The sequence below is a fragment of the Mesorhizobium sp. P5_C1 genome (genome assembly GCF_054049815.1).
Window position 1 is genome coordinate 1 of sequence record NZ_JBFULQ010000016.1, and the last position, 26,885, is coordinate 26,885.

Genomic DNA, 26,885 nt, shown 5'->3' on the forward strand with positions numbered 1-26,885 from the left:
CCCCTGCGCCGGCGCCATCAGATTGTCTTTGAAGAACGCCTCCAACTCATCCAGCGGCAGTTCCGTCAGCATCGCCTTGACCGGGCCGATCGAGGCCGGGGACATCGAGATCGAGCGGAAGCCGAGACCGATCAGCGCCATCGCCGAGATCGGCTTGCCAGCGAGTTCGCCGCACAGGGTTACCGGCGTGTGGTTGCGGATGCCGGCATCGGCGATCTGCTTCAGGACGCGCAGGAACGGCGCCGACAGCGTATCGAACCGGTTGGCCAATTGCGTGTTGCCGCGGTCGACGGCCATGACGAACTGGAACAGATCGTTCGAACCGACCGAGACGAAGTCGACCGCTTTCATCAATTCGTCGAGCTGGAACAGAAGCGACGGCACTTCCAGCATCGCGCCCAGCTTGAGGCTGGTCGGCAAATGATGGGCAAAGCGCGACAGATGCCTGACCTCGCGATCGATGATCTCGCGCGCCTGGGCGATCTCGCCAAGCTCGGTCACCATCGGCAGCATCAGCTTGAGTTCACGTCCGCCACTGGCCTTGAGCAGAGCGCGGATCTGGGTGCGCAGCAGGCCCGGCCGGTCAAGCGTCAGGCGGATCGCCCGCCATCCGAGCGCCGGGTTCTCCTCCTGGATCGCTCCCTTGAAATAGGGCAGCACCTTGTCGCCGCCGATGTCGATGGTGCGGAAGGTCACCGGCTTGCCGCGCGCTGCCTCGAGCACGTCGCGGTAAAGCTTTTCCTGGGCCTCGGCGCGGGGAAATGTCGAGGCGACCATGAACTGCAGTTCGGTACGGAACAGACCGATGCCGGCCGCACCCGCCTCGGCAAGCTGTGGCAGGTCGACGGCAAGACCGGCATTCATCAACAAGTCGACCTGGACACCGTCCCTCGTCGTCGACGGCTTCTTGCGCAGCTCGCGATAGACCTCTTGCCGGCGCGCCCGGAAACGCACCTTTTCGGCATAGGCGGCTTCGAGGTCGGACTGAGGCCGCAAATGGATCACGCCCTCTTCGCCGTCGACGATGATGGCATCGCCGTTTTCCGCCATGGAAACGGCGCCCTTCATCTGGCCGGCGACAGGAATGCCCATGGCGCGCGCGACGATGACGACGTGGCTGGTGGCAGCACCGTCCTCGAGCACCAGCCCGCGCATCTTGTCGCGGGGATAGTCGAGCAACTCGGCGGCGCCCATCGAGCGGGCGACGATGATGGCATCCTTGGGCAGCGACGCCGCGACATCTTCCGGCCCGCGGCCCATCAGCTGGCGCAGCAGCCGGTTGGCGAGGTCGTCGAAATCGCTCATCCGCTCGCGCAGATAGGGATCGGTCATGTGCAGCATGCGGGCACGCATGTCGCTCTGCACCTTTTCCACGGCCGCTTCCGCCGTCAGGCCGTTGCGGATCGCCTCTTCCAGCCGGCGCACCCAGCCGCGGTCGTTGGCAAACATGCGATAGGCTTCCAGAACCTGGCGATGCTCGCCCTCGAAGGCGACGTCGCGGCGCTCCAGCATGTCGTCGATGGAGAGCCGGAGCGAGCCGAGCGAGGTCTCGAGCCGGCGAACCTCTTCCTCGCTGTCCTCGTTGAACAAATTGGTGACGACGATTCGCGGCTCGTGCAGCACGACATGGCCAAGCCCGACGCCGTCGTTGAAGGACAGGCCGGTGAAACTGACCGGACGGCGCAGGTCGAGTTCGAGGCCGGGTCGGGTCAGCCGCGCCAGATCGCCGGTGGCGATCATCTCGGCGATGACCATGGCCGTGGTTTCCAGCGCCTCGACCTCGTCGTCTCGGTAATGGCGCATCGTCTTGTTCTGCACGACCAGCACGCCCAGCGTGCGCCCTGCCCGCAGCACCGGCACGCCAAGGAAGGAATTGTAGATCTCTTCCCCGGTCTCCGGCAGGTAGGCGAAGGCCGGGTGTTCCTGGGCGTTGGAAAGGTTGAGTGGCCGCGCGCTGGCCGCGATCGTGCCGACCAGGCCTTGCCCCAGCCGTAGCTGCGCCAGGTGGACGGCGTTCGGGTTCAAACCTTCGGTGGCGTAGAGTTCGAGCACCGAATCGGCGCGCAGCACATAGAGCGAGCAGACTTCGGCGACCATGTTGGAGGCGATGTCGCGCACGATCCGGTCAAGCCGCTCCTGCGGCTCCAGCGGCTCCTGCATGAGCTCGCGGAGCCGTTTCAGCAAAACGCGCGGGCCACTGGCCTGATCACGCATCGCGGCTTCTTCTCCAATGGGCATTCTGCCCGCCGCAGTTTCCACTGCGACCGGCGCACAAGCAACAACTCAAATCGTTCTCGCTACTGCTTATCCAGACCGTAGACGGAATGCAAAGTACGAACCGCAAGTTCAGTGTACGGACCGTCGATCAGTATCGAAATCTTGATCTCGGAGGTCGTGATGGCGCGGATATTGATCGAACGGTCGGCCAGCGCCTTGAAAGCGGTGGCGGCGACGCCGGCATGGCTCCTCATGCCGATGCCGATGACCGAAACCTTCGACATGCCGGCTTCCGATTGCACGACATCGTAGCCGATCGAGGCTTTCAGGCGCTCGAGCACGGCCAGCGCCTTGTCGACATCGCCCGACGGCACGGTGAAGGTCATGTCGGTGAACTTGCCGTCCTCGGAAATGTTCTGGACGATCATGTCGACATTGATGTTGGCCTCGGCCAGCGGCCCGAAGATGCCGGCGGCGACGCCCGGCCGGTCGCCGACACGGCGCAGCGAAATCTGCGCTTCGTCCTTGGCATAGGCAATTCCGGTGACGACCTGCTGTTCCACGATCTCTTCCTCGTCGCAAATGAGCGTTCCGGGCGGATTGAGCAAATCCCCCATTCCGGGCGCATCGGGATCGTCGAAGGACGACCGCACGAAGGTACGCACCCTGTGCACCATGGCAAGCTCGACCGAACGCACCTGCAGAACCTTGGCGCCAAGCGAGGCCATTTCAAGCATTTCCTCGAACGAGATCTTGGCCAGCCGCCGCGCCTTCGGCTCGATGCGAGGATCGGTGGTGTAGACCCCGTCGACGTCGGTGTAGATGTCGCAACGATCGGCCTTGACCGCCGCGGCGATCGCCACAGCGCTTGTGTCGGAACCGCCGCGGCCAAGCGTGGCGATGCGATTGTCCGGGCCGATGCCCTGGAAGCCAGCGACCACCGCCACCTGGCCCTCGCCGAAACGCTTGATCAGGAAGGCGCCGTCGATGTCGAGGATGCGCGCCGCGCCGTGCGCATTGTCGGTCTTGATCGGGATCTGCCAGCCCTGCCAGGAACGGGCATGCACGCCCATGTTCTGCAAGGTGATCGCCAGAAGGCCGGCGGTGACCTGTTCGCCGGAAGCGACGACTGCATCATATTCGCGTGCGTCGTGCATCGGCGAGGCTTCGCGCGTCCAACCGACCAGTTCATTGGTCTTGCCGGCCATCGCCGAGACGACCACCGCCACCTCATGGCCGGCGTCGACTTCGCGTTTGACGTGACGCGCCACATTGCGGATGCGGGCGATGTCGGCGACGGAGGTTCCGCCGAATTTCATCACGATGCGCGCCATGGAAGCGAAATGCCTTTGACTGAAGCCGGACCCAGCCCAAAAGCGGAATCCCGAAAAGCGGAAGGCCAGCTGACGCCGGCCGCTGAATGCGCGGCCTCCTTAGCCAAATGATGAAGCTTTCGCAAGGCTAGCGGCGGATTGCCGACTTCAAGAAGATGGCATATTGCGTTCCGGTCCGCCGCCGCTTACGAAATGCTGCCCGCGGGAATTCCCATTTGGTTCGGCATAACAGATGATTGCTCGTCTTCGACGCGCCACCCGATGGCAATCGCTCCCGCTTTTCATCGGCTTCGCGGTGCTGGCGCTGATCGTCGGCACGCGCGCCGTGCTGGTCGAGAGCCAGCGGGCCAATCGCGCCGCCGCGCGTGAGACAATCGAATATCAGGAACTGCTTTCCGGGCTGCTTTCACTGGCGCAGGATGCCGAGAGCGGCCAGCGCGGCTATCTGCTGACCGGCGAGAAATCCTACCTCGAACCCTATCGGAAGGCGGTCGAGGCAATCCCGGGGCAACTCGCCCGTATCGACACCATGACAGCCTCGGACGACCAGCTCGCCCCGCAGGTCAGTCACATCAAGGATGCGCTTGCGCAAAAGCAGGCGGAGCTGTCCGAAACGATCGCCCTCTATGACAAGGGTGACGCGGCGAAGGCGCTGGAGATGGTCCGCAGCGGTCAGGGCAAGGCCGCCATGGACGAGATCCGGACCAGCATGGATACGATCCGGCGCATCGGCGCCGCCGCCGTCGCCGAGCGTGACGAGCACACGGACCAGGTCGAGACCTGGCTGCGCATCGGCTCGCTGGCGGCCCTGCTGGCGATCTTTCTGCTCGGCACCTTCACCATCCGCGAATCCCGACGCCGCTACCGCGAGGTGGCCGTCGCCCAGGATGAGCTGACGCGCAAGAACGTCGCGCTCGGCAATGAGATCCAGACACGCGAAAAGGCTGAATCCCAGATCCGCCAGATGCAGAAGATGGAGGCAGTCGGTCAGCTGACAGGCGGTATCGCCCACGACTTCAACAATATGCTGGCGGTCATCATCAGCGCCATGAACCTCGCCCAGCGCAAGCTGGAGCGCGGCGAGCACGACATCGCAAAATTCATCGAAGCGGCGATCGACGCGGCAAACCGGGCGGCAAATCTGACAGCCAGGCTGCTCGCATTCTCACGCCAGCAGCCGCTGGCGCCGCAGATCGTCGATACCAACCGCCTGCTGACCGGAATGTCCGACCTGCTTCGGCGGGCGCTCGGCGAAACCATCCGGATCGAAACCGTGCTGGCGGGAGGCTTGTGGAAGACGCATGCCGACCCGAGCCAGATCGAGAACGCCATTCTCAACCTTGCCGTCAACGCGCGCGACGCCATGGGCGACGACGGCAAGCTGACCATCGAGACCGCCAACAGCCACCTCGACGACAGCTACGCAGCCACCCATGCCGAGGTCAAAGCCGGCCAGTATGTGATGGTCGCCGTCAGCGACACCGGGTCGGGCATGGCGCCCGACACCATGGCCAAGGCCTTCGAGCCCTTTTTCACCACCAAGCCGGTCAACAAGGGCACGGGCCTGGGGCTGAGCCAAGTGTATGGCTTCGTCAAACAGTCCGGCGGTCACGTCAAGATCTATTCCGAGCCCGGCGAAGGCACGACCATCAAGATCTATTTGCCGCGCTTCTTCGGACAGGAGGAGGTCGCCGTGCCGGTGGGGCGAGGCGACAACCCCATGGCTCCGGTCACCGAAACCATCCTTGTCGTCGAGGACGATGCACGCGTGCGCGCCTCAACCACGGATGCCCTGCGCGAGATCGGCTACACCGTCATCCATGTCGGTAGCGGCCAGGAAGCGCTGCAGACGCTGGCCGAAAACCCCGGCATCGCCCTTCTGTTCACCGATATCGTCATGCCGGTGATGAACGGCCGCAAGCTTGCGGAGGAAGCGGTCGCCCGCATGCCGCAGCTGAAGGTGATCTTTACCACGGGCTTCACCAGGAACGCCGTGGTCCACAACGGCGTGCTCGACCACGACGTGCACTTCCTGGCCAAGCCGTTCACCATCGAGCAACTGGCGGCGAAACTGCGCGACGTGCTGGACACGAAGCAGCCCGGCCCGGAATGATCCTGTCGTGATCGATGACGGCGACCTGTCCGGACGCAACCGCGTTTCTGGCTGGGTGCGACAGCGGGACGCCGGACCTCAAGCCAGGGTTTTGCTGGCCTTGGCCTGGTGCCGGTCGGCGGGGGCCTTGCCCAGCCCGACGACGACGCGGTCGCGCCCGTCCGCCTTTGCCTGATAGAGCGCGCGGTCCGCGGCGTTGACGATCTCCGCCCAGGAGGCGCCTAGCTCCGGAAAGGCAGCCACCCCGAATGACGCGGTGATGGTGCCAAGCGTGCGGCCGCGATGAGCGAGGTGAAGCTGCTTGATCGCTTTTCGCAGCGTCTCGGCGCGCTCGGCACCGTGCGCCAGCGACGTTGCCGGCATCATCAGGGCGAATTCCTCGCCGCCATAGCGTGACACCACGTCACTTTCCCGGGCGTGGTCGAGCAGCGTGCCGGCGACCTGCTTGAGGACGAGATCGCCGGCTTCATGGCCGAACGTGTCATTGAACTGCTTGAAATGATCGACATCGAGCATGATCATCGCCAGGGGCTGTTCCGCACGCTCCATGCGCCTCAGTTCGCGACTGCTTGTTTCCTCGAGATAGCGGCGGTTGTAGAGCCCGGTGTTGGGATCACGGATCGATTGTTGCCGCAGTGTTTCGCGCAGGCGCAAATTGGCGAGGGCCAAGGCCAGCGTATCGACGACGCCGCGCAGGATCTGCTGCCGCTCGGCCAGCCAATCCGGCTTGTCGGCGGCGTCTGGTTCGCACAGATGCACGATGCCAAGCGTCTCTCCCTGTGCCGCCAGAGGCATGCAGACATAACCGCGGCCGCCATTCTCGGTGATGTGGTTGCAGCGTGGTGTCAGCATGCCGGGGCCGGCAACATGCTCCTGGCCGCGCCGCAGCGCCCAGCAATCTTCCGGCGCAAATTGGCCAACGCTCGAACGGACCGCGCCCCAATACGCCATCTCCTCGACCAGATTGCGCGAGGCGCTGGTGAGGTGAACGGTTCCGCTCAATCCGCCAAAGAAGTCGGGCATGGCCGACCCGACGACGGAGAACGCCTCCTGGAAGGTGACGCAAGCCTGAAGCAGCTCGCCGAGTTTGACCAGGCGGGTGGTTGCCTGCGACGTCTCCTTCAGTTCGCGGTTCAGCGTCGCCAGTTCCTCGGCGCGATCGCTGACCGCTCGCTCGGCGCTGCGCAACTCTGCGATGTCGCTCAACGTCAGCACGATGCCGCCATCGGCGCGATTGAGCGGATTGCAGCTCGCAATGACCGGCAGGTGCGATCCATCGGGCTTCGCCAGCCGCACCTCGGCCTGATGCCGGCGGCCCGTGGTCAGCGCCAGTTCGATCGGGGACGTACCCTGCGCCAGCCTGTTTCCCGACAATCCCCTTATGTCGAGGACCGACGGCCAGTCCTGCCCCTCGATCTTGTCGTTGCGCAACCCGATGATCTCAGCGGCTGCCGGATTGACCGAGACGATCCGGCCCTTGYCGTYGATGACAGCAATGCCCTCGGCAACGGTACGGACGATATCCTCGATATAGGCCTTCTGCTCGACGAGCTGCCCACGCGAGGCTTCGAGCTCGGATGCCATCTGGTCGAACCCTTGTGCCAATTGGCCGAACTCATCATTGGAGGTGTTGCCGATTCGCGCCCCGGCGTCGCCGCGCGCCAGCGATTCGATGCCGCGGTTGAGGCCGGACAGACCGGCGCCAAAGCCGCGCAGCAAAAGGAAGGCCGAGATCGCCGAGATCAGCACGGCGGCTGCGGTGCTCAGGCCGACAAGCCAAAGCATGTTGTTGGTGCGCTGTTGCGCGGCGCGCAGCAGCGGCGTGTATTCGAACAGGACCGCGCCGACGATCTTGCCCGGGGCATCCTTGATCGGCACCGCGACCAGGTTGATCGCTTCGGACACGTCGGCGCTGCTTTCGACGAAGTCGCGCGGCTCGCCGTCATCGAGCGTACGGCCGATTTCATTGCCGCGATCATGGTCGAACGCGGTTCCGACGTTTTGTTCCTCACCTGGGATATCGGCCAGGATGATCTTGCCGCGATCGACCACGACGAGGTCGCGTTTCGAGCCGCTGTGCTGCGAAGTGACGAATTCACGCAGTGCCTCGGGTCTCTCGAACAACGGGCGTGGCGTATCGGCAGTCTTGAAGGCGATCGACGCCGCAAGTTGCCGTGCGACGCTTGTCGCCTCGGCCAGTGCGGCGGATCTGGTCAGCGACATCTGGGAGACTATTGCAATACCGCCCACCAGGCCGATCAAGACCGCTGCGCTCAGCAAAGTGGCGATAATCTGGGTCTTGATCCGCACCAAGCCACCCCATTCTAGGAAAGGCAATCTATATGCCGAATCCCCGTCGTGCTTCAGGAAACCGCCAACCTCGTAAATTTCATGTTAAGGAAGCCCTATCAACCACTGTCGCTGGGACAGACACCTTGCACCCAGGGATGCTGCGTCAGCCTGGCTGCGCGACGGCTCTCCACAGGCCGGGATAATCGACGACGAAGCCGTGCGGCGACACGTCGAGGACCTCGTCATAGCCGAACATGGGCGCGGCATAGGCATAGCGAACCGTGTCGAGACGCCGGTAGGTCTGATCGAGGCGCACCAGCCTGAGTTCGGGGAAGGTCAGGTAGGCGGCCGGGGCGGGCGTCGCCTCCCCGATGCCGAGGTCGAACCGACGGATCGCCAGCAGATTCGATGCCGGCGTGAAGCCAAGATCGACGTCGACAAGCCAGGCGACGCCCTGTTGGGCTTCGCCGTTCAGCATCCACTGGCCGCTGGACCTTCGTTCGATCGCGTAGTGCAGCTTGCCGGTGCCGAAAAAGCCGTCGACCCGCGCTGATCGTGTGCGCCAGCCGGCATCGCAAATCACCTCATAGGCAAGGCAGCATGGCTGGCCGTCCTGGACGAAGATGGCCTCGCCCCTGAGGCTCTGCCCGCCGTCGGTCGGCGAAAGCAGGCAGGCGTCGTGGCCTTCCACGTCCAGCCGGCGCCAAAGGATGGAAGCCGTCATTGGTGCCATCGTCAACTCCCTCGCCTTCAAAACGATGCCCTGTCCTTCGCCTGCCTGGCCAATTGTGTTTCACCCGCGGCACCCGGCAACTGACATGCCCTGACAGAATGCATCGCCCTGGCGGCGGGGGAAAATTGTTGCCTTGACATTCGCCGCCCCACGCCCGACTTCCTAGCACTTGAGGAGACAACCGATGCCAGAGCCCCGACGATCGACGATCGATGCCGGAGAAGTGGAGCGCTTTTCCGCTCTTGCCGCCGAATGGTGGAATCCGAACGGCAAGTTTCGCCCGCTGCACAAGTTCAATCCGGTCCGGCTCTCCTATATCCGCGACCAGATAGCGACACGCTTCGGCCGCGACCCGCGCGCGGCACGGCCCTTCGAGGGCCTGCGCATCCTCGACATCGGCTGCGGCGGCGGGCTTCTGTGCGAGCCGATGGCGCGGCTTGGCGCCGAGGTGGTCGGAGCGGATGCCTCCGAAACGAACATCGAAGTGGCGAAGCTGCACGCGGCCGAGGGCAATGTGAGCGTCGACTACCGCGCCACGACGGCCGAGGATCTGGCCGACGCCGGAGAGAAATTCGACGTCATCCTCAACATGGAAGTGGTCGAGCACGTCGCCGACATCGACCTGTTCGTCGCCAAATGCGGCGAAATGGTCCGGCCCGGCGGCATCATGTTCGTGGCCACCATCAACCGCACGCTGAAAGCGCTCGGACTGGCCATCATCGGCGCCGAATATGTGCTGCGCTGGCTGCCGCGCGGCACCCACCAGTTCGGCAAGCTGGTGCGCCCGGAAGAACTCGAAAAGGCGCTTGGCGGCGCCGGCTTGAGCATCATCGACCGCACCGGCGTCACCTACAATCCGCTCGCCGACCGCTGGGCGCGCTCCAAGGACATGGACGTCAACTACATGGTGCTGGCGGAAAAAGGCTCGGTCTGATCCACCGGACGCRCAGGAACGTCGTTTGCAGGCCGGCATCACCTGAATATCAGCACATCCTAGGCGTCGAGCGGCCTGTAACCGCCCCGCCAGTAGATCAGCGCCTGCCCGGCATCGCTGGTGCGCACGGCCTCGACCGTGCCGATGACGATGGAATGCGAGCCTCGATCGATCATCTCGTCGAGGCTGCAGTCGAAGGCGGCCACTGCATCGCAAAGCAATGAAGCTCCGGTCTTCAGCGTCATCCATTCGGCGCCCTCGTAGCGGTCGTTGCCTTTGATGCCGCCAAAGCCGGAGAACCGCTCGGCGACGCGATGATGCTGGGGTCCGAGCGAATTGACGCCGAAATGGCGGTAGCGTTCGATCAGCGGCCAGGTCGACGACGATCGGTTGACGCAGGCGATCACCTTGGGAGGCTCGGCCGACAGCGAGACGACCGAAATGACCACCAGGCCGGAGCGATCCTCGCCGACGCCGGCGGTGATGACGCTGACATTGCCGACGATCAGCCGCATCGCGGCTCGAAAATCCGCGACGCCGACAGGAGTTCCCTCCGGAACCTTTGATTCAGTCATGGCTGGCTCCTCGATGTCCCGGACAGCGGAAACGGCTTTTCGGAAAAGACCACGCTCAAACAAGAAGATAAAGCGAATCCAGGACAAATTCGGGTGAGCCCGCTCCCGGCGCCATGGCAGCCGGCATGACGCATGCCACTCGGCCGAGGCCGCTTACGCTTTCTGGCTTTGTGCCTTGGTGGTGATGAAGACGCCGGCAGTGATGATGACCGCGCCAGCCCAGGTCAGCAGCTGATAATGTTCGCCGAGGAAGACCGTGCCGGCAAACAGCCCGACCGCCGCTGCGACATAGCCGATCTGGCTGAGATAGACGGGGCCGCCGACCGACTGCAGGCGGAAGAAGAAGGCGAACATCGCCGACGCCGACGCGGCCTGGGCGACGACGACCAGTGGCACGCCGCCGAGCGGGGCGAAGGCCCCAGCGCCGAACAGGGCGAGAATGCCGACAAACAGCATCGCCGCCGACGCCAGGTGGCTGCCAACCGCAAGCTCGATCGGACCGGTGCCTTCCGGCCAGTCCACCGTGCGGTAGATGTTGCCGGCGGCAAGGCTGACCGGGATGAGCAGGCCCATCACCACCCAGAACAAATCGGCCGGCTGGCCGGCCTCGCCGCGCGTCACCGCCACCATGACCGCGCCGACGAAGCCGACAGCGATGCCGACGATGCCCAGCATGTTGGGACGCCGGACCCGCAGCACGATCGAGAACACCAGCGTGAGGACCGGCGACAGCGTGAACATGATGCCGGTGTAGCCGGCGCCAAGATGCGGAATGGCCGAGAACATCATCAGGTTCGGGACGGCATAGGACACCGCCGCGGTGATGAAGAAATAGCGCAATTTGCGAGCGGTGAGCCGGATGCGCTGGCCGCGCAGCAGCAGGGCGAACAGCAGCACGCCGCCGGCGCCGAGCGAGATGACGAAGGCCCAGACCATGGCCGGAACACCGGCAGCCGTGGCGAGCTTGCCGAACGGCAGCGTCAGGCCGAGCAGGCCACCGGTGATCACCAGCAGGCCGAGCGCCGAATCCCAGAGAAATTTCATCATCGAGCCCCGTCATGCGCGGCTCTTGGCCGGCAATGCATCTTGAGGTAAGATAATGGAAAGATTCTTAACGTCAAGATATATGATGGTGAGACAGTTGGACAGGGCAGCAAGAGCGATCGAGCAATGGAAGCGGGAGCGGCCGGATCTGGATGTCTCGCCGATGGCGGTGCTCGGGCGGCTGAACGAGGCCTCCTCGCTGATCGCCCGCGAGCGCCTCGCGCCGCTCTTTGCCCGCTTTGGGCTGCAGCCCGGGGAGTTCGACGTGCTGGCGACGCTGCGCCGCGCGGGATCACCCTACGCGCTGACGCCGACCGCTCTCTATGAAGCGACGATGGTGACGTCGGGCGCCATGACCAACCGGCTCGACCGGCTCGAAACGTCCGGATTGATCCTGCGCGGGCCGCACCCCAACGATCGGCGCGGCATTGTCGTGCGGCTGACCGAAAAGGGTCTTGCGCTGATCGACGAGGCTGTCAGCGCCCACGTTGCCAACGAGCATGAGATCCTCGCGAGCTTGACGCCGGCGGAACGGGAAACGCTGTCACGGCTGCTTGAGAAATTGATCGGCAGCGTGAGTTGACCTGCTATTTGTGGCGATCTGGGACGCATCGGCCACCTTGGACGTGAATGCACCAAGGACGGTCAGCTCGGTGGCTCGGAAGCGCTTCCGCCTGCCTGTCGTTTTGCGCTCCCGCGCCGCCTCAGCCTTGCGAGAAAGACGATCATATCCGCAAACCAGCCCGGCGCGCCCAGATGGATCAGGGCATCCCGCGCTCCGGCAATCTCTCGCGTATTGAACGCTGTATTGGAATAATCAATGGCCCCCTCTTGCCGAGCTTCAACCCACCGGCGAATACTCGCCCCGTCCGGTAACTTGGCTGCGAAAGCCAGTTCGCGCCCCATACAGACCTCCTCTACCCTGGCGCGCGATCCCTCCTCGTAGCCAATTCCGCACTGATCGAGGCGCGCATGCGTGGCCTCATGCACGATGGCGCCAGCCACCTGTTCGATCGATGTGTGTTCGCCCATCACGAATCGTTCATCGAGCTCGCAAGTCGATGTCGATCCCACGAACTGCCCTGCGGCGCCGGAAATGGTTGTGATCCAAATTTGTTTGAGGTCTCGGACAACACGCCGATACCGAACTGGGTCAAAGTCTTGAACCAGTTGCAGTGCGGCGGCAACCTTGTCCGCATCCTTGCCGCCCTTGTCAGCGTCATAGATGATAAGCATTCCGCCGACTGTTCTCTTGTCGCTAGACCTTACGGCCAGCCGATCCAAAAAAACGCGAAGCGATGTTCTTGGAGCATGTCGCCGTTCGACCTTCCGGGACCGGCGCGAAGTCGTCATGGATTTCAGTGGCGGTCGTCCGGAAACACCGGGATCGGCATGAACTCGACGCCGTCCTCGGCCAAGCTCTTGGCCTCGTCCAGCGTCGCCTCGCCATAGATGCCGCGCGCGTCGCTTTCGCCGAAATGGATCTTGCGTGCTTCCTCGGCAAACTTGTCGCCGACATAGTCGGCATTCTCCCGCACCTTCTCGGCCATCGCCTTGAGCTGCGCCAGGGCCTGCTTCTGCGCCTCGCCCATGGCGAGCGCTATCGTTTCCTGCTTTCGTGCCGTGGACACGGCCGGCGCCATCAGGGCTTTTTGCACCTTGTGCGAGCCGCAGCTCGGGCAATCGACGAAACCGCGCTTCTTCTGGGTGTCGAAATCCTCGTTGCTCCGAAACCAGCCCTCGAATTCGTGGTCGTGCTCGCAAATCAGGGCAAAGCGGATCAAGAGGCCGCACCCCTGAGACGCGGCGCCTCGCCCACGCCGGCATTGACGGCGAAATCCCGCGCATTCTTGAGATTGGGGATCTTCTTGCGCACCGCGGCCGACTGCGCCGGATCGATCTCGGCAACGATCACCGCCGGCTCGTCATGCGCGGCTTCGGCGATGATGCGGCCCCACGGGTCGACGATCAGCGAATGGCCATAGGTCTCGCGGCCGTCCTCGTGCAGGCCGCCTTGCGCGGCGGCAACGACATAGGCGCCGTTCTCGATGGCCCGTGCCCTGAGCAGCACGTGCCAGTGCGCCTCGCCCGTCTGGCGGGTGAAGGCGGCGGGCACGGAAAGCAGGTCGGCGCCGGCCAGCGCCTCGGCGCGGAACAATTGCGGAAAGCGCAGATCGTAGCAAACGGCGAACCCCAGTTTCGCGCCTGCGATCTCGGTCACGACAGCCTCGGTGCCCGGCTCGTAGGCGGCGGATTCGCGCCAGCTCTCGCCATTGTCGAGATCGACGTCGAACATGTGGATCTTGTCATAGGTGGCTAGCGTGGCGCCGTCCGGGCCGAACAGCAGCGCCCTGTTGGCGAGCTTGCCGTCGGCGCGCAGGATGGCGGTCGAGCCGATATGCAGGAAGACGCCAAGCTCGCTCGCCAGTTTGCGCGCGGTCGCCACCACGATATCCTTGTCCTCCGAGGTGAACGAGGCGGCACGCGCCTCCTTGTCGCGGATCAGCGCCCCGGTCATTTCCGGCGTCTGGATGTAGGTCGCACCTTGGCCGGCGGCTTCACGCACCAGCCGTTCGAGATCGACAGCGTTGCGCTCGGGGCTCTCGCCTGAACGCATCTGGATCGCAGCGGCCTTGAAAACACCCATCGTCATATCCCCTCAAATCGTTGCGCCGTTGGCGAGCATTTTGTCGAGCCGGCCTTCGGCTTCCAGCTCGTGGAGGTCATCGCAACCGCCGACATGCGTATCGCCGATGAAAATCTGCGGAAAGGTCGCGCGGCCGTGAGCGCGGGAAATCATTTCCTGGCGCAGTTCGGGCGAGAAGGAGGCGTCGTGCTCGGTAAAGGCGACGCCCTTGCGCTCGAGCAGCCGCTTGGCTGCCGTGCAATAGCCGCACATCATGCGGGTGTAGATGGTGACATCGGCCATGACGAATTTCCGCTGTTCGTTGCCGACTTATATAGTCGCGGACTCGTCCGCCCGAAAGTCCCCCGGCAACACACGCGCAAAGGTCAGCACGTCGACGGCACCGGCGCCACCTCTTTTCAGCGCCTTGGTTGCCGCCCGAACGGTGGCGCCCGTGGTGTAGACGTCGTCGATCAAAAGGACCCTGCGGCCGGCAATCTCGATCTCCGCCTCGGCGGGCACGCGAAAGGCGGCCCGTACATTCTCCTCGCGCTCCTGCCTCTCCAGCCCTACCTGCTGGCGGGTGAGTTTGACGCGCCGCACCGCCGAAGGCGCGAAGGGCAATTGGCTCAGCACGGAGACCGCCCTTGCCAGTTCCGCCGACTGGTTGAAGCGTCGCCTGAAAAAGCGCCGCCAGTGCAGCGGCACCGGCACCACCACATCCGCCTCGGCGATGAGATCGGCGCCGGCGCGCACCATCCAGCGCGCCATCCATGGCGCGAGATCCGTGCGATCCTGGTATTTCAGCCCTTGCACCATCTGGCGGGCGACGCCGGAATAGGCGACGGCGGCCCGCGCCCGCTCGAAGGGCGGCGGATCGGCGATCGCCTCGGCGGATAGAAAGCCCTCGCCCATATGGTGGGTGAACGGCGTGCCCATCACCGGGCACCATGGCCGTTCCAGCAGCCGCAATTTCGGCCAGCAGCCGCCACACAGGACGCCGGGCTGCGAGACATGCCGGCGACAGCCGGCGCAGACCGGCGGAAACAGGATGCGCGCCGGCCAGCCGAGGGCCGATCGGGCCAGGCTCTTGATCTCGATGGGCTTGATCTTGGGCATCGGATCGGCCACGTGGTTGGTCCTGCGCGCCACTATATGAACAATCTCAGAGCGTGGACAAACAAGGATTTGCCCGTTGCGGCCGATAATGGATATTTCGCTTTGGCTGGCGCACAAGCGGCGCGCGCTCGCCCATCCCGTTGACGGTTCCGATTTCCTCATGCGCCGCACGGCCGAGGACCTTGCCGATCGGCTGGCTGCCGTCGAGCGCCGGTTCGGCAAGGCCGCGGTGCTGTTTTGCCAGACGGCGGCGGCAGCCGAAATGCTCGCCGAGAGCGGCAAGGTCGCCGACATTGTCCGCGTCGAGACGGACGCGGCTTTCCTGAATGGCGGCGCCGGCTTGATTGCACCACTCGAAACCGTGCCGTTCGAACCGGAAAGCCTCGATCTGGCGGTCTCCCTTCTGTCGCTGCAGGCGATGAACGACATCCCCGGCATGCTGATCCAGATCCGCCGCGCGCTGCGGCCAGACGGGCTTTTCCTCGGCGCCTTTGCCGGCGCCGGCACGCTTTTCGAGCTGCGCGAAAGCCTGCTTGCGGCCGAGACCGAGCTCTATGGCGGCGCCAGCCCGCGTGTCATCCCGTTCACCGATGTGCGCGATGCCGGTGCGCTTCTGCAGCGTGCCGGTCTCGCTCTGCCGGTCGCCGATGTCGAGACGGTGACGGTGCGCTATGCCAGCCTGTTCGGTTTGATGGCGGATCTGCGGGCGATGGGCGAAACCAGTGCGCTCACCGATCGCAGCCGGCGGCCGGGCTCGCGCAAGCTGTTTGCCCGCGCGGCGGAAATCTACGCCGAACGCTTTTCCGACCCCGATGGCCGCGTGAGGGCAAGTTTCTCGATCGTCTGGATGTCCGGCTGGGCGCCCGACGCATCGCAGCAAAAACCGCTGAAGCCCGGGTCGGCCAAGGTCTCGCTGAAGACAATACTGGAGGCTCCCGACGGGCAATGAACCGGCCCCGCAGGCGCGGACGGCTACCTCAGGGCCCGAGGGCGTTGACAAGCCTGCTGGTATTGTCGCTGAACAGCCAGGTGATTGCGTTGAAAACCTGGCTGATGCCGCCAATGATGGTCAACGACAGCACACCGATGATCAGGGCATATTCGACAGCCGTTGCGCCGGTCTCGTCCTTCAGAAAACGAAGCAGCACTGCATTCATGACCTAAACCCCTCTGGCCAGAACCTTACCGCCGATCTGTTAAGAAAGGTTAACGGCAAAGGCTTAACAGGCGGTGAAACCGCCGCCCTTGTCGAATCTCTTAACCATGTCAGCAGTCGCCGCTGCTTCTGCCATTGGACCTGATGATGCAGACCGAACTGGGCTCCGGCTGCAGCACGCTGCGGCGCACCGTATAGGTTTCGCGATGGCTGACCGAGCCGGTGGCCATCATGTCGAGCCCGCTGGCAAAATCATCGCGGGCCGACAGCGAGCGTGTCTGGCTGTCGAGGAGAGGCGCGGCGATCAGCGCCAGCGCCACCGCGGCCGAACCGAACAGAAGCGTGATGCGCAAGATGCCCATGCCCGCGTCGGYGGCGCGAAAGGCGCGATCGGGCCGGATCGAGTCCCAATCCCTGTCCAGGTTCATTCTATCGCTCCCCAGCGAATCGGCGGCACGGCCACGAAACGACCATGCTTCACTTTTTCACGGCGAGATAAATCTTCCATTAACGCTGACTGATACAGCGCTTCGACACGGCAGGCGGAAGGCGTCCCTAGAGGAGATCGATCAGGAACGGGATCAGCGGCGCGTCCGCCGGCGGCATCGGATAGTCGCGCATCTGCTTTGGCCGCACCCATTTCAGCGCCTGCCCCTCCCTGGGTTGGGCGATACCGCGGAAGCGGCGGCAGATGAACAGCGGCATAAGCAGGTGGAAATCGTCATAGGAATGACTGGCGAAGGTGAGCGGCGCAAGGCAGGGAATGTCGGTCTCGATGCCGATTTCCTCGTGCAGTTCGCGGATGATGCATTGTTCCGGCGTCTCGCCGGGCTCGACCTTGCCACCGGGAAATTCCCACAGGCCGGCAAGTTGCTTGCCCTCGGGGCGCTGTGCCAGCAGCACCCGGCCATCGGCATCGACCAGCGCACAGGCGGCGACCAGCAGCAGGCGCTTGCCGGCGATCGTCACATCACTCATGCCCAATTTCACTCCTGAACAGGCGGCCGGCGATAGTGGTAGCGATAGACCTCGTCGAAGCCGAGCGATCGATAGAGTGCCAGCGCGGGCACATTGCCGGCCTCGACCTGCAGCCAGGCTTCGCGAGCGCCACGCAGCCGCGCCCATTTCAGCGCCGACAGGATCAGGTTGCGGCCGTGGCCCTTGTTGCGCGCCGACTTGTCGGTGGCGATCTCGAACAGGCCGGCAAGATCGCCATCGTGCACGCAGATCAGCGTCGCCAGCGGCTCGGCTCCGTCTTCGAGCGCGAACAGCCCGGCCTCGGGCTGGATGGCGCCGATGATCTCCGATAGGCCGGGTCGCAGCGATACGTCCGAACCGCTGACCTTGAGCGACGCGCCGATGAAGCGGCTGATGTCCTTCAGCKGGATCTGGTCCATGGCGGCATCGAGTTGCGCGTCGGCCAGCGGCAGCCGCATCACAAGCGACTCGTCGAATCGGCTCCAGCCCTCGCGGTCGAGATGACTGGCGAGACTGGGACCCGACAGCGGCGACATGCGGAACGTCAGCGGCCTGCCATAGGCATCGAAACGGCGGCTGGCACGGCCGATGCGGTCTGCGATATGCTGGGTGTCACCGGGATCGAGAGGATTGACCGAATTCAGCCGCTTGGCCGGATGGCCGGCGGTCAACCGCACCACCCAGGTGCCGTCATAGTGGACGGCCGCTGCCGGCCAGGCCCGAAAGCCGGCCGCCTCGTAGCGGCGGACGATCGCGAGCATGCTTGCCGGATGCCTGGAAGCCAAAGCCATCAGCTCCGATAGTCGCCATTGATGGCGACATATTCCTTGGTGAGATCGCAGGTCCACACCGTCGCCTTGCCGCGGCCGATGCCGATGTCGGCGCGGATGCGGATGTCGTCGCGCCTCATGTAGGCTGAGGTCGCTTCCTCCGAATAGCCTGGGTCGCGCTCGCCCTCATGCGCCAGCCGGTTGTCGCCGAACCAGATCGACAGCCGGTCGCGATCGGCGGGCTCGCCGGCCTTGCCGACCGCCATGACGACACGGCCCCAATTGGCGTCCTCGCCGGCGACCGCCGTCTTGACGAGCGGCGAATTGGCGATCGACAGCGCGATGCGCTTGGCCGACCGTGCCGATTTCGCGCCGGTGACCGTGACTTCGACCTGCTTGCGGGCRCCCTCGCCGTCGCGCACGACTTGCAGCGCCAGCGATTTCAGCACCTTGCCGAGTGCCCGACGAAACGCGCCAAGGCGCGCATCCTTCGCGTCGGTTATCTCTGGCGCACCGCGCTTTGCCGCCTTGCCGGTGGCGAAGATCAGCAGCGTGTCGCTGGTCGAGGTGTCGCTGTCGACGGTGACCGCGTTGAAGGTCTTGGCCGTGCCGCGCGACAACAGGTCCTGCAGGACGGGTGCGGCGATCGGCGCGTCGGTGGCGATGAAGGACAGCATCGTCGCCATGTCGGGCGCGATCATGCCGGCGCCCTTGGAGATGCCGTTGATGGTGACGTCGGTGTCGCCGAGCTTGACGATTGCGGTCGCGACTTTCGGATAGGTATCCGTGGTCATGATCGCCTTTGCCGCTTCGGTCCACAAATCAGGCTTGCCGTTGCTGACCAGTCCGGCCAGCAGATGGCTGAACTTGCCGGTGTCGAGCGGCTCGCCGATGACGCCGGTCGAAGCCAGGAAAACCTCGCTGGGCCTGCAGCCGGCGGCCTTGGCCGCGGCTTCGCCCGTCAGCGCGGTGGACTCGCGGCCCTTCTTGCCGGTGAAGGCGTTGGCGTTGCCGGAATTGACGATCAGCACCCGCGCCTTGCCGGCGCCGAGATTCTGCCGGCAGAAATCGACCGGCGCCGAGGGGCACTTCGATTTCGTGAACACGCCGGCGACCGCGGTGCCTTCATCGAACACCATGGTCAGCAGGTCCGTGCGGTTCTTGTATTTTATCCCCGCCTCGGCGGTGGCGATGCGCACCCCCTCGATGGCCGGCATCTTGGGGTATTTCTTCGGCGCAAGCGGCGAAATCGTCGTGGACATGGGGACCTCGGGCGGGAAAATCGCAAGGGAAGGCCGGTTTGCCCGATACGACGCGCGGGCGCAAGGGCGTTTTCGCTTGTCGCCAGGGGCGGAAACCCAATCGGAATTAAGCCTGCATTTCAAATCCGTTGGCATCGCCGGGGCCGATGACGTTATGATCTTCCCCATGGGCAGGCTTGCGATCCTCGCATGGGCGTTTCTGGGACTTTTGCTGCTGAGCGCCGATGCACAGCCGCAACGGCGCGTGGCGCTGGTCATCGGCAACGGCACCTATGCCGACGCCGGCACGCTGGCCAATCCGGTCAACGACGCGCTCGACATCGCCGACAAGCTGCACTCCATCGGTTTCGAGGTCATCGAAGGCAATGATCTCGGCAAACGGGAGCTCGAACGCAGCATCGGCGAGTTCTCCGATGCGCTCGAAGGCGCCGGCGTCGGGCTTTTCTACTATGCCGGCCACGGCTTGCAGGTCGAGGGGCGCAATTACATCGTGCCGGTCGACGCCAGGCTCGACATGCCGGTCAAGCTCCAACTCGAGGCCGTGCCGATCGACGAGGTCCTCGACATCATGGAACAGCAGACCAAGGTCAGCCTGGTGTTTCTCGATGCCTGCCGCAACAACCCGTTTGCCCGCAGCCTGAGCCGCACCGCCACCACCCGCTCGGCGACGGCGCTGGCCGGGTTGGCGCAGTTCGATTCGACGCGCGGCTCGTTCATTGCCTTCTCGACAGCACCTGGTGCGGTTGCCATGGACGGAAGCGGCCGCAACTCGCCCTTCGCCGAGGCCTTGCTGCGGCACATCGCCGAGCCCGGCCAGAGCATCAACGACATGATGATCGCGGTGCGCCGCGACGTGGTGTCGCAAACGCGCGAGGCGCAGCGCCCCTGGGAGCAGGGATCGCTGCTCGAGCGCTTCGAATTCGTCCCGGACGGACAGCCCGCCCAGCCGCAGAAACCGGCCGCGGCTCCGCCCCCCTCGACGGAAGTTGCAGCACTTGAACGATCCGTCGGTGACGACAAGGGCTCGATCGAGAAATTCCTGCGCCGCGATTATCTGGCGCCGGACACCAAGGCGATGAGCGAGACCGTCAAGCGGCTCTACGGCTCCTCCGCGACCATTTTCGGCACGCGCTACGACGCCGACGCCATCGCCAGGGTCAAGGCCGACTGGTTCGCGCAATGGGCCTCCTGGTCCCTTGGCCTGGAGCCCGGCAGCCTGGAGGTCACCCCGCATGGCGAGGATCGCGCCGAGGCCGTCTTTGCGATGCGCTACGACTATCTGCCGAAGGACAAGTCGGCGGCGCGCCTGACCGGCAAGGCACGCGTCACGCTTGGCCTGGTCAAGGCGGACGGCGGCTGGCGCATCGAGTCCGAGACATCTCAAGCGATGCAGTAGAGATCGGCGCAAAGCATGGAGCAGTTGTGTGGCAATCCGTTGCCTTGTCAAAATTGAAAACGAAGCCTCGATGTGGACCTTCGCGTCAATGCCTGTGGTCGGCGACTGGGTGCACATGCCATCTGGCGAGAGTCTGGCCATCTACGCGGTAACCGAGATAACGCATGTACCGCAGCCAGCCACAGCAAGCGCCGAGGAAGTGCCGCTCGTGTTTATCACTTTGGAAGGCGCAGGGGAGTAACATGCAGACCGGACCTAAAGGCCAAGGCTAACGGATGTCGGCCAAATACCTCCGAGATCGCTACGAGGTTGAACCGCTGAGGCTAAGGCCCGAGGATTCCACTCGCGACTTAGCCTTGATCGAAGCAGTCTCCTCTCTGGGAGTGCTGGGCGCTGTTTTCCATCTGATCAAAGAAGTGCCGGACCAATTCGATGACGAATATGTCGTTCTTGTCGATGCAAAAATCGTGGTCCAATTTGAAATGAAGCGGGTGGCTAGAGCTTCTCCAGAGGGAATAAAACTCTGGTTCCTAGCGGAATATCAACGCGAGATAGGACAGGGGCGAGCAAGAATCCTGCTGGACCGGGCCGCCGATGCCGCGCGTTCGATTATCTCAAATTGAGGCACTACCGCCGCTCGCGTTTCATGTCGATAGGAATTTTTTCTTGACCCAGTGAGGGCAACTATGCTACGTATTTGTCGATGGTGCTGATTTGCGCCAGTGACCCGCCGCCCAGGCGGGTTTTTGCTTTTTGATGCTCCGTCAACCAACACGCCGGCGAAGGTTTTTATGGAACCCGTTAACCCGGGATCGTTGCCCCTGCCGCCGCCACTGCCTCCAGCAGCTTGAAAACGGGGCGTTTCGTTTGATCGCGGGGTCGCGTATATTGCCGGCGAAATTATTGCGAGGACGACAGAAATGGGCGTAGACGTCGATCCGGCGCGCAAATCGATCGGCGCGCGGCGCAACCCAGACAGCGCCGATGCCATTCTCGAAGCCGCCGAGGCCGTGCTGGTCGAGGCCGGCTATGCCGGTTTCTCGATCGAGGCGGTGGCGCGGCGGGCTCGCGCCGGCAAGCCCACCATCTACCGCTGGTGGCCGAGCAAGGCCGCATTGCTRCTCGAAGTCTACCAGCGCCAGAAACGCGTCGATGTTCCCGATACCGGGCGGCTGGAGGAGGATCTCGTCGGCTTCCTGAAAAACCTGTTCGCCCACTGGCGCGAGACATCGTCCGGCAGCGTGTTCCGGTCGCTGATCGCCGAGGCGCAGTCGGATGACGCGGCGTCCGCGGCACTTGCCGGCTACGCACAGGGCCGAACGTCGCATACCGGCCAGATAATCGAACGCGCCAAGACGAGGGGCGAAATCGGCGTCGACATCGATTCGGCGCTGGTCGCCGACCTCGTCGCTTCTTTCGCCTGGAAGCATCTGTTGACCAACCGGCTCGACGAGGACGAAGCCACGATCCGCAAGACGGTCAGCTACGTGATGCGAGGCATAGCAGCGCCTGGAAAGTGAAAAACGGCCGGCGCAGTCGACAAAAAAGGCCGCGGCAACCCTTGGCTGCCGCGGCCCTTTCAAAAATTCAGGCTTACTTGGCGCTTTCCAGCGTATCGACCGCCTTCTTCAGCTTCTCGTCGGGGATCTCGATCTTGGCGCCGGCGCGCAGCGACTTGACCAGCGCAAAATACTTGTCGCGGATGACCGCCTGCCTGGCCTGGTCCTTGACGTCGTCGAATGCCGGCGGCTGCTTGGTGCGCTTGTCCTCGAGCTTGATGAMGTGCCAGCCGAACTGCGACTGCACCGGCTGCTCGGTGYATTTGCCGACCTGGAGCGCGAAAGCCGCCTTGTCGAACTCCGGCACCATCTGGCCAGGTCCGAACCAGCCGAGATCGCCACCGCTGGTCTTGCCCGACGGATCGCTGGTGTGCTCGTTGGCGAGCTTCTGGAAGTCGGCGCCGCCGTCGAGCTGCTTGATGATGGCCTCGGCCTCTTCCTTCGTCTTCACGAGGATGTGACGGGCATGCACCTCGTTGGTGGGCGGCGTGTTGGCGATCTCCTGGTCGTAGCGGGCGCGAACCTCGGCGTCGGTGACCTTGTCGACGACGCCCTTCTCGACCATCTCGCCATGCAGCGCGCGCTGCTGCAGGAAGGCCATGCGGCGCTGGAAGTCGGGATCCTTGTCGAGGCCGGTTGTGACCGCCTGGGCGGCCATGACGCGGATTTCGATGGCCGCCGAGAGGGCCGCGGCGCGGCGCTGCTCGGGCGGCAGCTGGGCGAACTGCTGCGACAGCTCGCCTTCGGCAAGCACCAGGTCGGCTTCGGTCAAGGGCTGGCCGTTGATCGTGGCGATCACGGTGTTCGGATCGACCGGTGCCGCGGCAGGTGCTGCCGCATCCGCCGGGGCAGGTGCTGCTGCATCCGCCGGAGCGGGAGCGGTCTGCGCCATCAGCGGCGACAACGAAAGGGCCGACAAGCCGATGGCCAGGCCAAGGTTGGCAAGCGACGCGCGGCGGAACAACAAGGACATAAGATGACTCCGGTAAGGATTATGAGGGCGGAAGGTTTCCAGATCAGCCGGATTGTGGCGGAATTTGGCGCGACCGGCAGGGCCAGCGCGGCGTTGACATCAGTTGAGCCCCCTCTTATCTGTCCAACGACTTTGCGTCCAGAACCGTTTTCCGGGCGCTTTTTGTGTTTGCCCGTGTTCAAGCGGTGCGTTCACGTGGATTTGATGGGGCCAGCCGGCGTCCGTCTCAAGATTGAGAATTCTATCGAAAGGACCATTGGATGGTCAGTCTCGGCGGTCTCGCCCGTAAGGTTTTCGGTTCCTCCAACGACCGTCGGGTCAAATCGACCCGGCCCCGTGTCGAGGCGATCAACGCCATGGAAAACGAGATGCGGGCACTCTCCGACGAGGAGTTGGTTGGCCGCACCGCGAAATTCCGCCAGGACATCGCCAACGGCGCCACCCTCGATGACCTTTTGGTTCCCGCCTTTGCCACCGCCCGTGAGGCGGCGCGCCGCGTGCTCGGCATGCGCCCCTTCGACGTCCAGCTGATCGGCGGCATGGTGCTGCACAATGGCGGCATTGCCGAGATGCGCACCGGCGAGGGCAAGACCCTGGTCGCGACGCTGCCGGTCTACCTCAACGCGCTCGCCGGCAACGGTGTCCACGTCGTCACCGTCAACGACTATCTCGCCAGCCGCGACTCCGAATGGATGGGTCGCGTCTACAAGTTCCTCGGCCTTTCGGTCGGCGTCATCGTCCATGGCCTGTCCGACGAGGAGCGCCGGGTCGCCTATGCCGCCGACGTCACCTACGCCACCAACAACGAGCTCGGCTTCGACTATCTGCGCGACAACATGAAATACGAGCGCGCCCAGATGGTGCAGCGCGGTCACAATTACGCGATCGTCGACGAAGTCGACTCGATCCTGGTCGACGAGGCGCGCACGCCGCTGATCATTTCCGGTCCGCTCGAGGACCGCTCGGAAATGTACAACACCATCGACACCTTCATCATCCAGCTGCAGCCGCAGGATTATGAGATCGACGAAAAGCAGAAGACCTCGATCTTCACCGAGGAAGGCACCGAGAAGCTGGAAAACCTGCTGCGCGATGCCGGCCTGCTCAAGGGCGAGTCGCTCTACGACGTCGAGAACGTCGCCATCGTCCACCATGTCAACAATGCGCTGAAGGCGCACCGGCTGTTCCAGAAGGACAAGGACTATATCGTCCGCAACGACGAGATCGTCATCATCGACGAATTCACCGGCCGCATGATGCCGGGCCGCCGCTATTCGGAAGGGCTTCACCAGGCGCTCGAAGCCAAGGAGCATGTGACGATCCAGCCGGAGAACCAGACGCTCGCCTCCGTCACCTTCCAGAACTACTTCCGCCTCTACAAGAAGCTTTCCGGCATGACCGGCACGGCGCTGACCGAGGCCGAAGAGTTCGGCAACATTTACAATCTCGACGTCACAGAGATCCCGACCAACCTGCCGGTCGTCCGCAAGGACGAGGACGACGAGGTCTACCGGACGGTCGAGGAGAAGTACAAGGCGATCGTCAAGGAGATCCGCGAAGCCAGCGCCAAGGGCCAGCCGACGCTGGTCGGTACGACCTCCATTGAAAAATCCGAGCAGCTGGCCGAGCGCCTGCGCAAGGAAGGCTTCAAGGATTTCGAGGTGCTGAACGCCCGCCACCACGAGCGCGAGGCCGCGATCGTCGCCCAGGCCGGCAAGCCGGGCGCCATCACCATCGCCACCAACATGGCCGGCCGCGGCACCGACATCAAGCTCGGCGGCAATGCCGAGATGCGCATCGCCGACGAGCTGGGCGACATGCCGGCCGGACCCGAGCGCGAGGCACGTGAAAAGGAAATCAATGACGACGTCGAGCGCCTGAAGGAAAAGGCGCTGGCCGCCGGCGGCCTCTATGTGCTCGCCACCGAACGCCACGAATCGCGCCGCATCGACAACCAGCTCAGAGGCCGCTCCGGCCGCCAGGGCGACCCCGGCCGCTCGAAATTCTTCCTGTCGCTGCAGGATGATCTGATGCGCATCTTCGGTTCCGAGCGCATGGACGGCATGCTGCAGAAGCTCGGCCTCAAGGAAGACGAGGCGATCATCCATCCCTGGATCAACAAGGCGCTGGAAAAGGCGCAGAAGAAGGTCGAGGCGCGCAACTTCGACATCCGCAAGAACCTGCTGAAATACGACGACGTCTCCAACGACCAGCGCAAGGTGGTGTTCGAGCAGCGCATCGAACTGATGGACGGCGAAGGCCTCTCGGAAACGATTGGCGAGATGCGCGAGGGCGTCATCGACGAGATCGTCGCCAAGGCCATTCCCGAAAACGCCTATGCCGAGCAGTGGGACGTTGCCGGGCTGAAGGCCGAGGTCGCCGAATTCCTCAATCTCGACCTGCCGGTCGAGGACTGGGCCAAGGAAGAAGGCATCGCCGAGGACGACATCCGCGAGCGCATCACACAGGCCGCCGACGCCGCCGCCAAGGAGCGCTCCGAGCGCTTCGGCCCCGAGGTGATGAACTATGTCGAGCGCTCGGTGGTGCTGCAGACGCTCGACCATCTGTGGCGCGAGCACATCGTCAATCTCGACCATCTGCGTTCGGTCGTCGGCTTCCGCGGCTACGCCCAGCGCGATCCGCTGCAGGAGTACAAGGGCGAGGCATTCGAGCTGTTCCAGGCGATGCTGGGCAATCTGCGCCAGGCCGTCACCGCGCAACTGATGCGCGTCGAACTGGTGCGCCAGGCCGCCGAAGCACCGCCGCCCGAAGCGCCCGACATGTTCGGCATGCATATCGACGGCACCACCGGGGAGAATGATTTCGACGGCGGCGAAACCGCCCTCCTGGTCCGTCCGGAGACGACAGCCATTGTCGCTCCCGAGAACCGCGACCCGAACAACCAGGCGACCTGGGGCAAGGTCGGCCGCAACGAAGCCTGCCCCTGCGGCTCCGGCAAGAAGTACAAGCACTGCCACGGCGCATTCGCGTAAGGGAATGCTTCCCTTCTCCCCGTCACTATACGGGGAGAAGGTGCCCGAAGGGCGGATGAGGGGCGGCGCTGACGTTGGCGACCAGCCAATCTCACCACCTGAGGGGGAGATGGCCGGCAGGCCAGAGGGGGGCGCTGTAGCGCCGGCCTCCGCGATTTCCTACGCCGCCTTCAGCCGCACCATTTCGGCCTCGAACTCGAACTTCAATTGCGCCGCTTCTTCTTCTGGCAGCCAAAGCACCATCTGGGGCACGATCTTGCGGTAAAGCCGGGTGCTGTCCTGATCCCACGGCAGCGTTTCGGCGCTGCGCGCCTCGGCGATAAGCCTGTGCAATCGCGCGCGTACCCTGTCGGGATCGCCGTGATAGTAAACCGTCGGCGCATCTTCGTCGAACAGGTTGGACTGTTCTTCGGCGCCAAAAAGGTCGAGTTGGTTTCTTGCCATGTCCACGGACGCGCGGGTTCGATCTGACTCGGACTATGCCTCATCCCTATTCGTGAAGCGACCACCCGCGATCAGCTTATCCCCGCATTCCTGACGCAGCCCTGTCAGTTGATTGTTTCCGCGCCGGTAGCTGCGAGCGCCGATTGCAGGTGCGCGACCTTGATCAGTTCAGCATTCAGGATGCGCTCCATGAGATCGGCCTGCGCCGGCTCCAATGCGACCAGCCGGCCGAGCACGTTGAGCAGATCGATCAGATCCGAGGTGTACTCGGCGAGCCAGTGATCCGGCCGGATGAAATCGAGCGGCGACGGCGGTCGCTTGTCGCCGATCTGTGGCCGGCTGCGATCGCGCTTACGGTAGCTGAACC

Annotated in this window: 27 protein-coding genes; 8 read left to right on the forward strand and 19 right to left on the reverse strand. The window is 64.1% G+C overall.

What is annotated here, in order from left to right; translation table 11 throughout:
- Positions 1 to 2,214: phosphoenolpyruvate--protein phosphotransferase (gene ptsP / locus ACXJ7R_RS02765; RefSeq protein WP_457150473.1), on the reverse strand; the 2,214-nt coding region annotated here is incomplete at its 3' end.
- A gap of 83 nt (positions 2,215 to 2,297) precedes the next feature.
- The gene (locus tag ACXJ7R_RS02770) at positions 2,298 to 3,551 is read right to left on the reverse strand and encodes an aspartate kinase (protein WP_457150474.1); all 1,254 of its coding nucleotides are present in this window, start codon (positions 3,549 to 3,551) and stop codon (positions 2,298 to 2,300) included.
- Between the two features lie 232 nt (positions 3,552 to 3,783).
- Here ACXJ7R_RS02770 and ACXJ7R_RS02775 point away from each other — a divergent pair, with 232 nt between their 5' ends.
- A complete protein-coding gene (locus ACXJ7R_RS02775) occupies positions 3,784 to 5,664 on the forward strand; it encodes a CHASE3 domain-containing protein (RefSeq protein WP_457150475.1) in 1,881 nt (626 codons plus the stop codon).
- Positions 5,665 to 5,742: 78 nt separating this feature from the next.
- Here the strand turns inward: ACXJ7R_RS02775 and ACXJ7R_RS02780 are convergent, their stop codons facing one another.
- Both ACXJ7R_RS02780 and ACXJ7R_RS02785 read right to left on the reverse strand, forming a co-directional pair.
- A complete protein-coding gene (locus ACXJ7R_RS02780) occupies positions 5,743 to 7,974 on the reverse strand; it encodes a diguanylate cyclase (RefSeq protein ID WP_457150476.1) in 2,232 nt (743 codons plus the stop codon).
- A 145-nt stretch (positions 7,975 to 8,119) separates the two neighbouring features.
- On the reverse strand, positions 8,120 to 8,689 hold the full coding sequence (locus ACXJ7R_RS02785) for a putative glycolipid-binding domain-containing protein (protein WP_457150477.1): 570 nt from the start codon (positions 8,687 to 8,689) through the stop codon (positions 8,120 to 8,122).
- 184 nt (positions 8,690 to 8,873) lie between these two features.
- On the opposite strand from ACXJ7R_RS02785, the gene ubiG reads away from it, so the two are divergent.
- On the forward strand, positions 8,874 to 9,623 hold the full coding sequence (gene ubiG / locus ACXJ7R_RS02790) for a bifunctional 2-polyprenyl-6-hydroxyphenol methylase/3-demethylubiquinol 3-O-methyltransferase UbiG (RefSeq protein ID WP_111548894.1): 750 nt from the start codon (positions 8,874 to 8,876) through the stop codon (positions 9,621 to 9,623).
- Between the two features lie 59 nt (positions 9,624 to 9,682).
- Here the strand turns inward: ubiG and ACXJ7R_RS02795 are convergent, their stop codons facing one another.
- Complete coding sequence (locus tag ACXJ7R_RS02795; protein ID WP_457150478.1) at positions 9,683 to 10,198, reverse strand: flavin reductase family protein; 516 nt, start codon at positions 10,196 to 10,198, stop codon at positions 9,683 to 9,685.
- 153 nt (positions 10,199 to 10,351) lie between these two features.
- The gene (locus tag ACXJ7R_RS02800) at positions 10,352 to 11,242 is read right to left on the reverse strand and encodes a DMT family transporter (RefSeq protein WP_457150497.1); all 891 of its coding nucleotides are present in this window, start codon (positions 11,240 to 11,242) and stop codon (positions 10,352 to 10,354) included.
- A 97-nt stretch (positions 11,243 to 11,339) separates the two neighbouring features.
- On the opposite strand from ACXJ7R_RS02800, the gene ACXJ7R_RS02805 reads away from it, so the two are divergent.
- Positions 11,340 to 11,825, forward strand: coding sequence for a MarR family winged helix-turn-helix transcriptional regulator (locus tag ACXJ7R_RS02805; protein ID WP_457150479.1), 486 nt, complete (start codon positions 11,340 to 11,342; stop codon positions 11,823 to 11,825).
- A gap of 62 nt (positions 11,826 to 11,887) precedes the next feature.
- Here ACXJ7R_RS02805 and ACXJ7R_RS02810 read toward each other — a convergent pair whose 3' ends face one another.
- The 5 genes from ACXJ7R_RS02810 to ACXJ7R_RS02830 all read right to left on the reverse strand — a co-directional run bounded on the left by ACXJ7R_RS02810 (position 11,888) and on the right by ACXJ7R_RS02830 (position 14,999).
- Positions 11,888 to 12,478: a hypothetical protein gene (locus ACXJ7R_RS02810; RefSeq protein ID WP_457150480.1), complete on the reverse strand. Its 591-nt coding sequence runs from the start codon at positions 12,476 to 12,478 to the stop codon at positions 11,888 to 11,890.
- 122 nt (positions 12,479 to 12,600) lie between these two features.
- Positions 12,601 to 13,026, reverse strand: a complete 426-nt coding sequence (locus ACXJ7R_RS02815; protein WP_457150481.1) for a DUF1178 family protein — start codon at positions 13,024 to 13,026, stop codon at positions 12,601 to 12,603.
- On the reverse strand, positions 13,023 to 13,889 hold the full coding sequence (locus tag ACXJ7R_RS02820; protein WP_457150482.1) for a carbon-nitrogen hydrolase family protein: 867 nt from the start codon (positions 13,887 to 13,889) through the stop codon (positions 13,023 to 13,025). Before ACXJ7R_RS02820 ends, ACXJ7R_RS02815 begins: the two co-directional genes overlap by 4 nt.
- 12 nt (positions 13,890 to 13,901) lie before the next feature.
- Complete coding sequence (gene grxC, locus ACXJ7R_RS02825; RefSeq protein WP_457150483.1) at positions 13,902 to 14,171, reverse strand: glutaredoxin 3; 270 nt, start codon at positions 14,169 to 14,171, stop codon at positions 13,902 to 13,904.
- A gap of 27 nt (positions 14,172 to 14,198) precedes the next feature.
- On the reverse strand, positions 14,199 to 14,999 hold the full coding sequence (locus ACXJ7R_RS02830) for a ComF family protein (protein ID WP_457150484.1): 801 nt from the start codon (positions 14,997 to 14,999) through the stop codon (positions 14,199 to 14,201).
- A gap of 64 nt (positions 15,000 to 15,063) precedes the next feature.
- Between ACXJ7R_RS02830 and ACXJ7R_RS02835 the strand changes: the two genes are divergently transcribed.
- Positions 15,064 to 15,936 (forward strand): methyltransferase domain-containing protein, encoded by an 873-nt coding sequence (locus ACXJ7R_RS02835; RefSeq protein ID WP_457150485.1) that lies wholly within the window; start codon positions 15,064 to 15,066, stop codon positions 15,934 to 15,936.
- Positions 15,937 to 15,964: 28 nt separating this feature from the next.
- Here ACXJ7R_RS02835 and ACXJ7R_RS02840 read toward each other — a convergent pair whose 3' ends face one another.
- From ACXJ7R_RS02840 to argJ, 5 genes are all read right to left on the reverse strand, one after another.
- Positions 15,965 to 16,144 (reverse strand): Flp family type IVb pilin, encoded by a 180-nt coding sequence (locus ACXJ7R_RS02840; RefSeq protein WP_457150486.1) that lies wholly within the window; start codon positions 16,142 to 16,144, stop codon positions 15,965 to 15,967.
- A gap of 109 nt (positions 16,145 to 16,253) precedes the next feature.
- On the reverse strand, positions 16,254 to 16,571 hold the full coding sequence (locus ACXJ7R_RS02845) for a hypothetical protein (protein WP_457150487.1): 318 nt from the start codon (positions 16,569 to 16,571) through the stop codon (positions 16,254 to 16,256).
- Between the two features lie 127 nt (positions 16,572 to 16,698).
- Positions 16,699 to 17,121, reverse strand: coding sequence for a (deoxy)nucleoside triphosphate pyrophosphohydrolase (locus tag ACXJ7R_RS02850; RefSeq protein ID WP_378983720.1), 423 nt, complete (start codon positions 17,119 to 17,121; stop codon positions 16,699 to 16,701).
- An 8-nt stretch (positions 17,122 to 17,129) separates the two neighbouring features.
- Positions 17,130 to 17,882: a GNAT family N-acetyltransferase gene (locus ACXJ7R_RS02855; protein ID WP_457150488.1), complete on the reverse strand. Its 753-nt coding sequence runs from the start codon at positions 17,880 to 17,882 to the stop codon at positions 17,130 to 17,132.
- A 29-nt stretch (positions 17,883 to 17,911) separates the two neighbouring features.
- The gene (gene argJ, locus ACXJ7R_RS02860) at positions 17,912 to 19,153 is read right to left on the reverse strand and encodes a bifunctional glutamate N-acetyltransferase/amino-acid acetyltransferase ArgJ (protein ID WP_457150489.1); all 1,242 of its coding nucleotides are present in this window, start codon (positions 19,151 to 19,153) and stop codon (positions 17,912 to 17,914) included.
- Between the two features lie 166 nt (positions 19,154 to 19,319).
- Between argJ and ACXJ7R_RS02865 the strand changes: the two genes are divergently transcribed.
- The 3 genes from ACXJ7R_RS02865 (at position 19,320) to ACXJ7R_RS02875 (ending at position 22,069) form a co-directional block, all read left to right on the forward strand.
- Positions 19,320 to 20,549, forward strand: a complete 1,230-nt coding sequence (locus tag ACXJ7R_RS02865) for a caspase family protein (protein ID WP_457150490.1) — start codon at positions 19,320 to 19,322, stop codon at positions 20,547 to 20,549.
- Between the two features lie 356 nt (positions 20,550 to 20,905).
- Positions 20,906 to 21,172, forward strand: a complete 267-nt coding sequence (locus tag ACXJ7R_RS02870) for a hypothetical protein (protein WP_457150491.1) — start codon at positions 20,906 to 20,908, stop codon at positions 21,170 to 21,172.
- 297 nt (positions 21,173 to 21,469) lie between these two features.
- On the forward strand, positions 21,470 to 22,069 hold the full coding sequence (locus ACXJ7R_RS02875; protein WP_457150492.1) for a TetR/AcrR family transcriptional regulator: 600 nt from the start codon (positions 21,470 to 21,472) through the stop codon (positions 22,067 to 22,069).
- 73 nt (positions 22,070 to 22,142) lie between these two features.
- Here ACXJ7R_RS02875 and ACXJ7R_RS02880 read toward each other — a convergent pair whose 3' ends face one another.
- Entirely contained in the window at positions 22,143 to 23,081 is a 939-nt protein-coding gene (locus ACXJ7R_RS02880) for a peptidylprolyl isomerase (protein ID WP_457150493.1), read from the reverse strand.
- 260 nt (positions 23,082 to 23,341) lie between these two features.
- Between ACXJ7R_RS02880 and secA the strand changes: the two genes are divergently transcribed.
- Entirely contained in the window at positions 23,342 to 26,074 is a 2,733-nt protein-coding gene (secA, locus tag ACXJ7R_RS02885) for a preprotein translocase subunit SecA (protein ID WP_457150494.1), read from the forward strand.
- A 159-nt stretch (positions 26,075 to 26,233) separates the two neighbouring features.
- Here secA and ACXJ7R_RS02890 read toward each other — a convergent pair whose 3' ends face one another.
- Positions 26,234 to 26,518: a hypothetical protein gene (locus ACXJ7R_RS02890; RefSeq protein ID WP_457150495.1), complete on the reverse strand. Its 285-nt coding sequence runs from the start codon at positions 26,516 to 26,518 to the stop codon at positions 26,234 to 26,236.
- A gap of 104 nt (positions 26,519 to 26,622) precedes the next feature.
- On the reverse strand, positions 26,623 to 26,885 hold a 263-nt coding region (locus ACXJ7R_RS02895), incomplete at its 5' end, for a hypothetical protein (RefSeq protein ID WP_457150496.1).

Coding starts and splice junctions, on each gene's coding strand:
- ACXJ7R_RS02775 (WP_457150475.1), top strand. CDS start 3,784: ATGATTGCTCGTCTTCGACGCGCCACCCGATGGCAATCGCTCCCGCTT.
- ACXJ7R_RS02890 (WP_457150495.1), bottom strand. CDS start 26,518: ATGGCAAGAAACCAACTCGACCTTTTTGGCGCCGAAGAACAGTCCAAC.
- ACXJ7R_RS02840 (WP_457150486.1), bottom strand. CDS start 16,144: ATGAATGCAGTGCTGCTTCGTTTTCTGAAGGACGAGACCGGCGCAACG.
- ubiG (WP_111548894.1), top strand. CDS start 8,874: ATGCCAGAGCCCCGACGATCGACGATCGATGCCGGAGAAGTGGAGCGC.
- ACXJ7R_RS02770 (WP_457150474.1), bottom strand. CDS start 3,551: ATGGCGCGCATCGTGATGAAATTCGGCGGAACCTCCGTCGCCGACATC.
- secA (WP_457150494.1), top strand. CDS start 23,342: ATGGTCAGTCTCGGCGGTCTCGCCCGTAAGGTTTTCGGTTCCTCCAAC.
- ACXJ7R_RS02865 (WP_457150490.1), top strand. CDS start 19,320: ATGGGCAGGCTTGCGATCCTCGCATGGGCGTTTCTGGGACTTTTGCTG.
- ACXJ7R_RS02820 (WP_457150482.1), bottom strand. CDS start 13,889: ATGGGTGTTTTCAAGGCCGCTGCGATCCAGATGCGTTCAGGCGAGAGC.
- ACXJ7R_RS02785 (WP_457150477.1), bottom strand. CDS start 8,689: ATGGCACCAATGACGGCTTCCATCCTTTGGCGCCGGCTGGACGTGGAA.
- ACXJ7R_RS02810 (WP_457150480.1), bottom strand. CDS start 12,478: ATGCTTATCATCTATGACGCTGACAAGGGCGGCAAGGATGCGGACAAG.
- ACXJ7R_RS02800 (WP_457150497.1), bottom strand. CDS start 11,242: ATGAAATTTCTCTGGGATTCGGCGCTCGGCCTGCTGGTGATCACCGGT.
- grxC (WP_457150483.1), bottom strand. CDS start 14,171: ATGGCCGATGTCACCATCTACACCCGCATGATGTGCGGCTATTGCACG.
- ACXJ7R_RS02795 (WP_457150478.1), bottom strand. CDS start 10,198: ATGACTGAATCAAAGGTTCCGGAGGGAACTCCTGTCGGCGTCGCGGAT.
- ACXJ7R_RS02850 (WP_378983720.1), bottom strand. CDS start 17,121: ATGAGTGATGTGACGATCGCCGGCAAGCGCCTGCTGCTGGTCGCCGCC.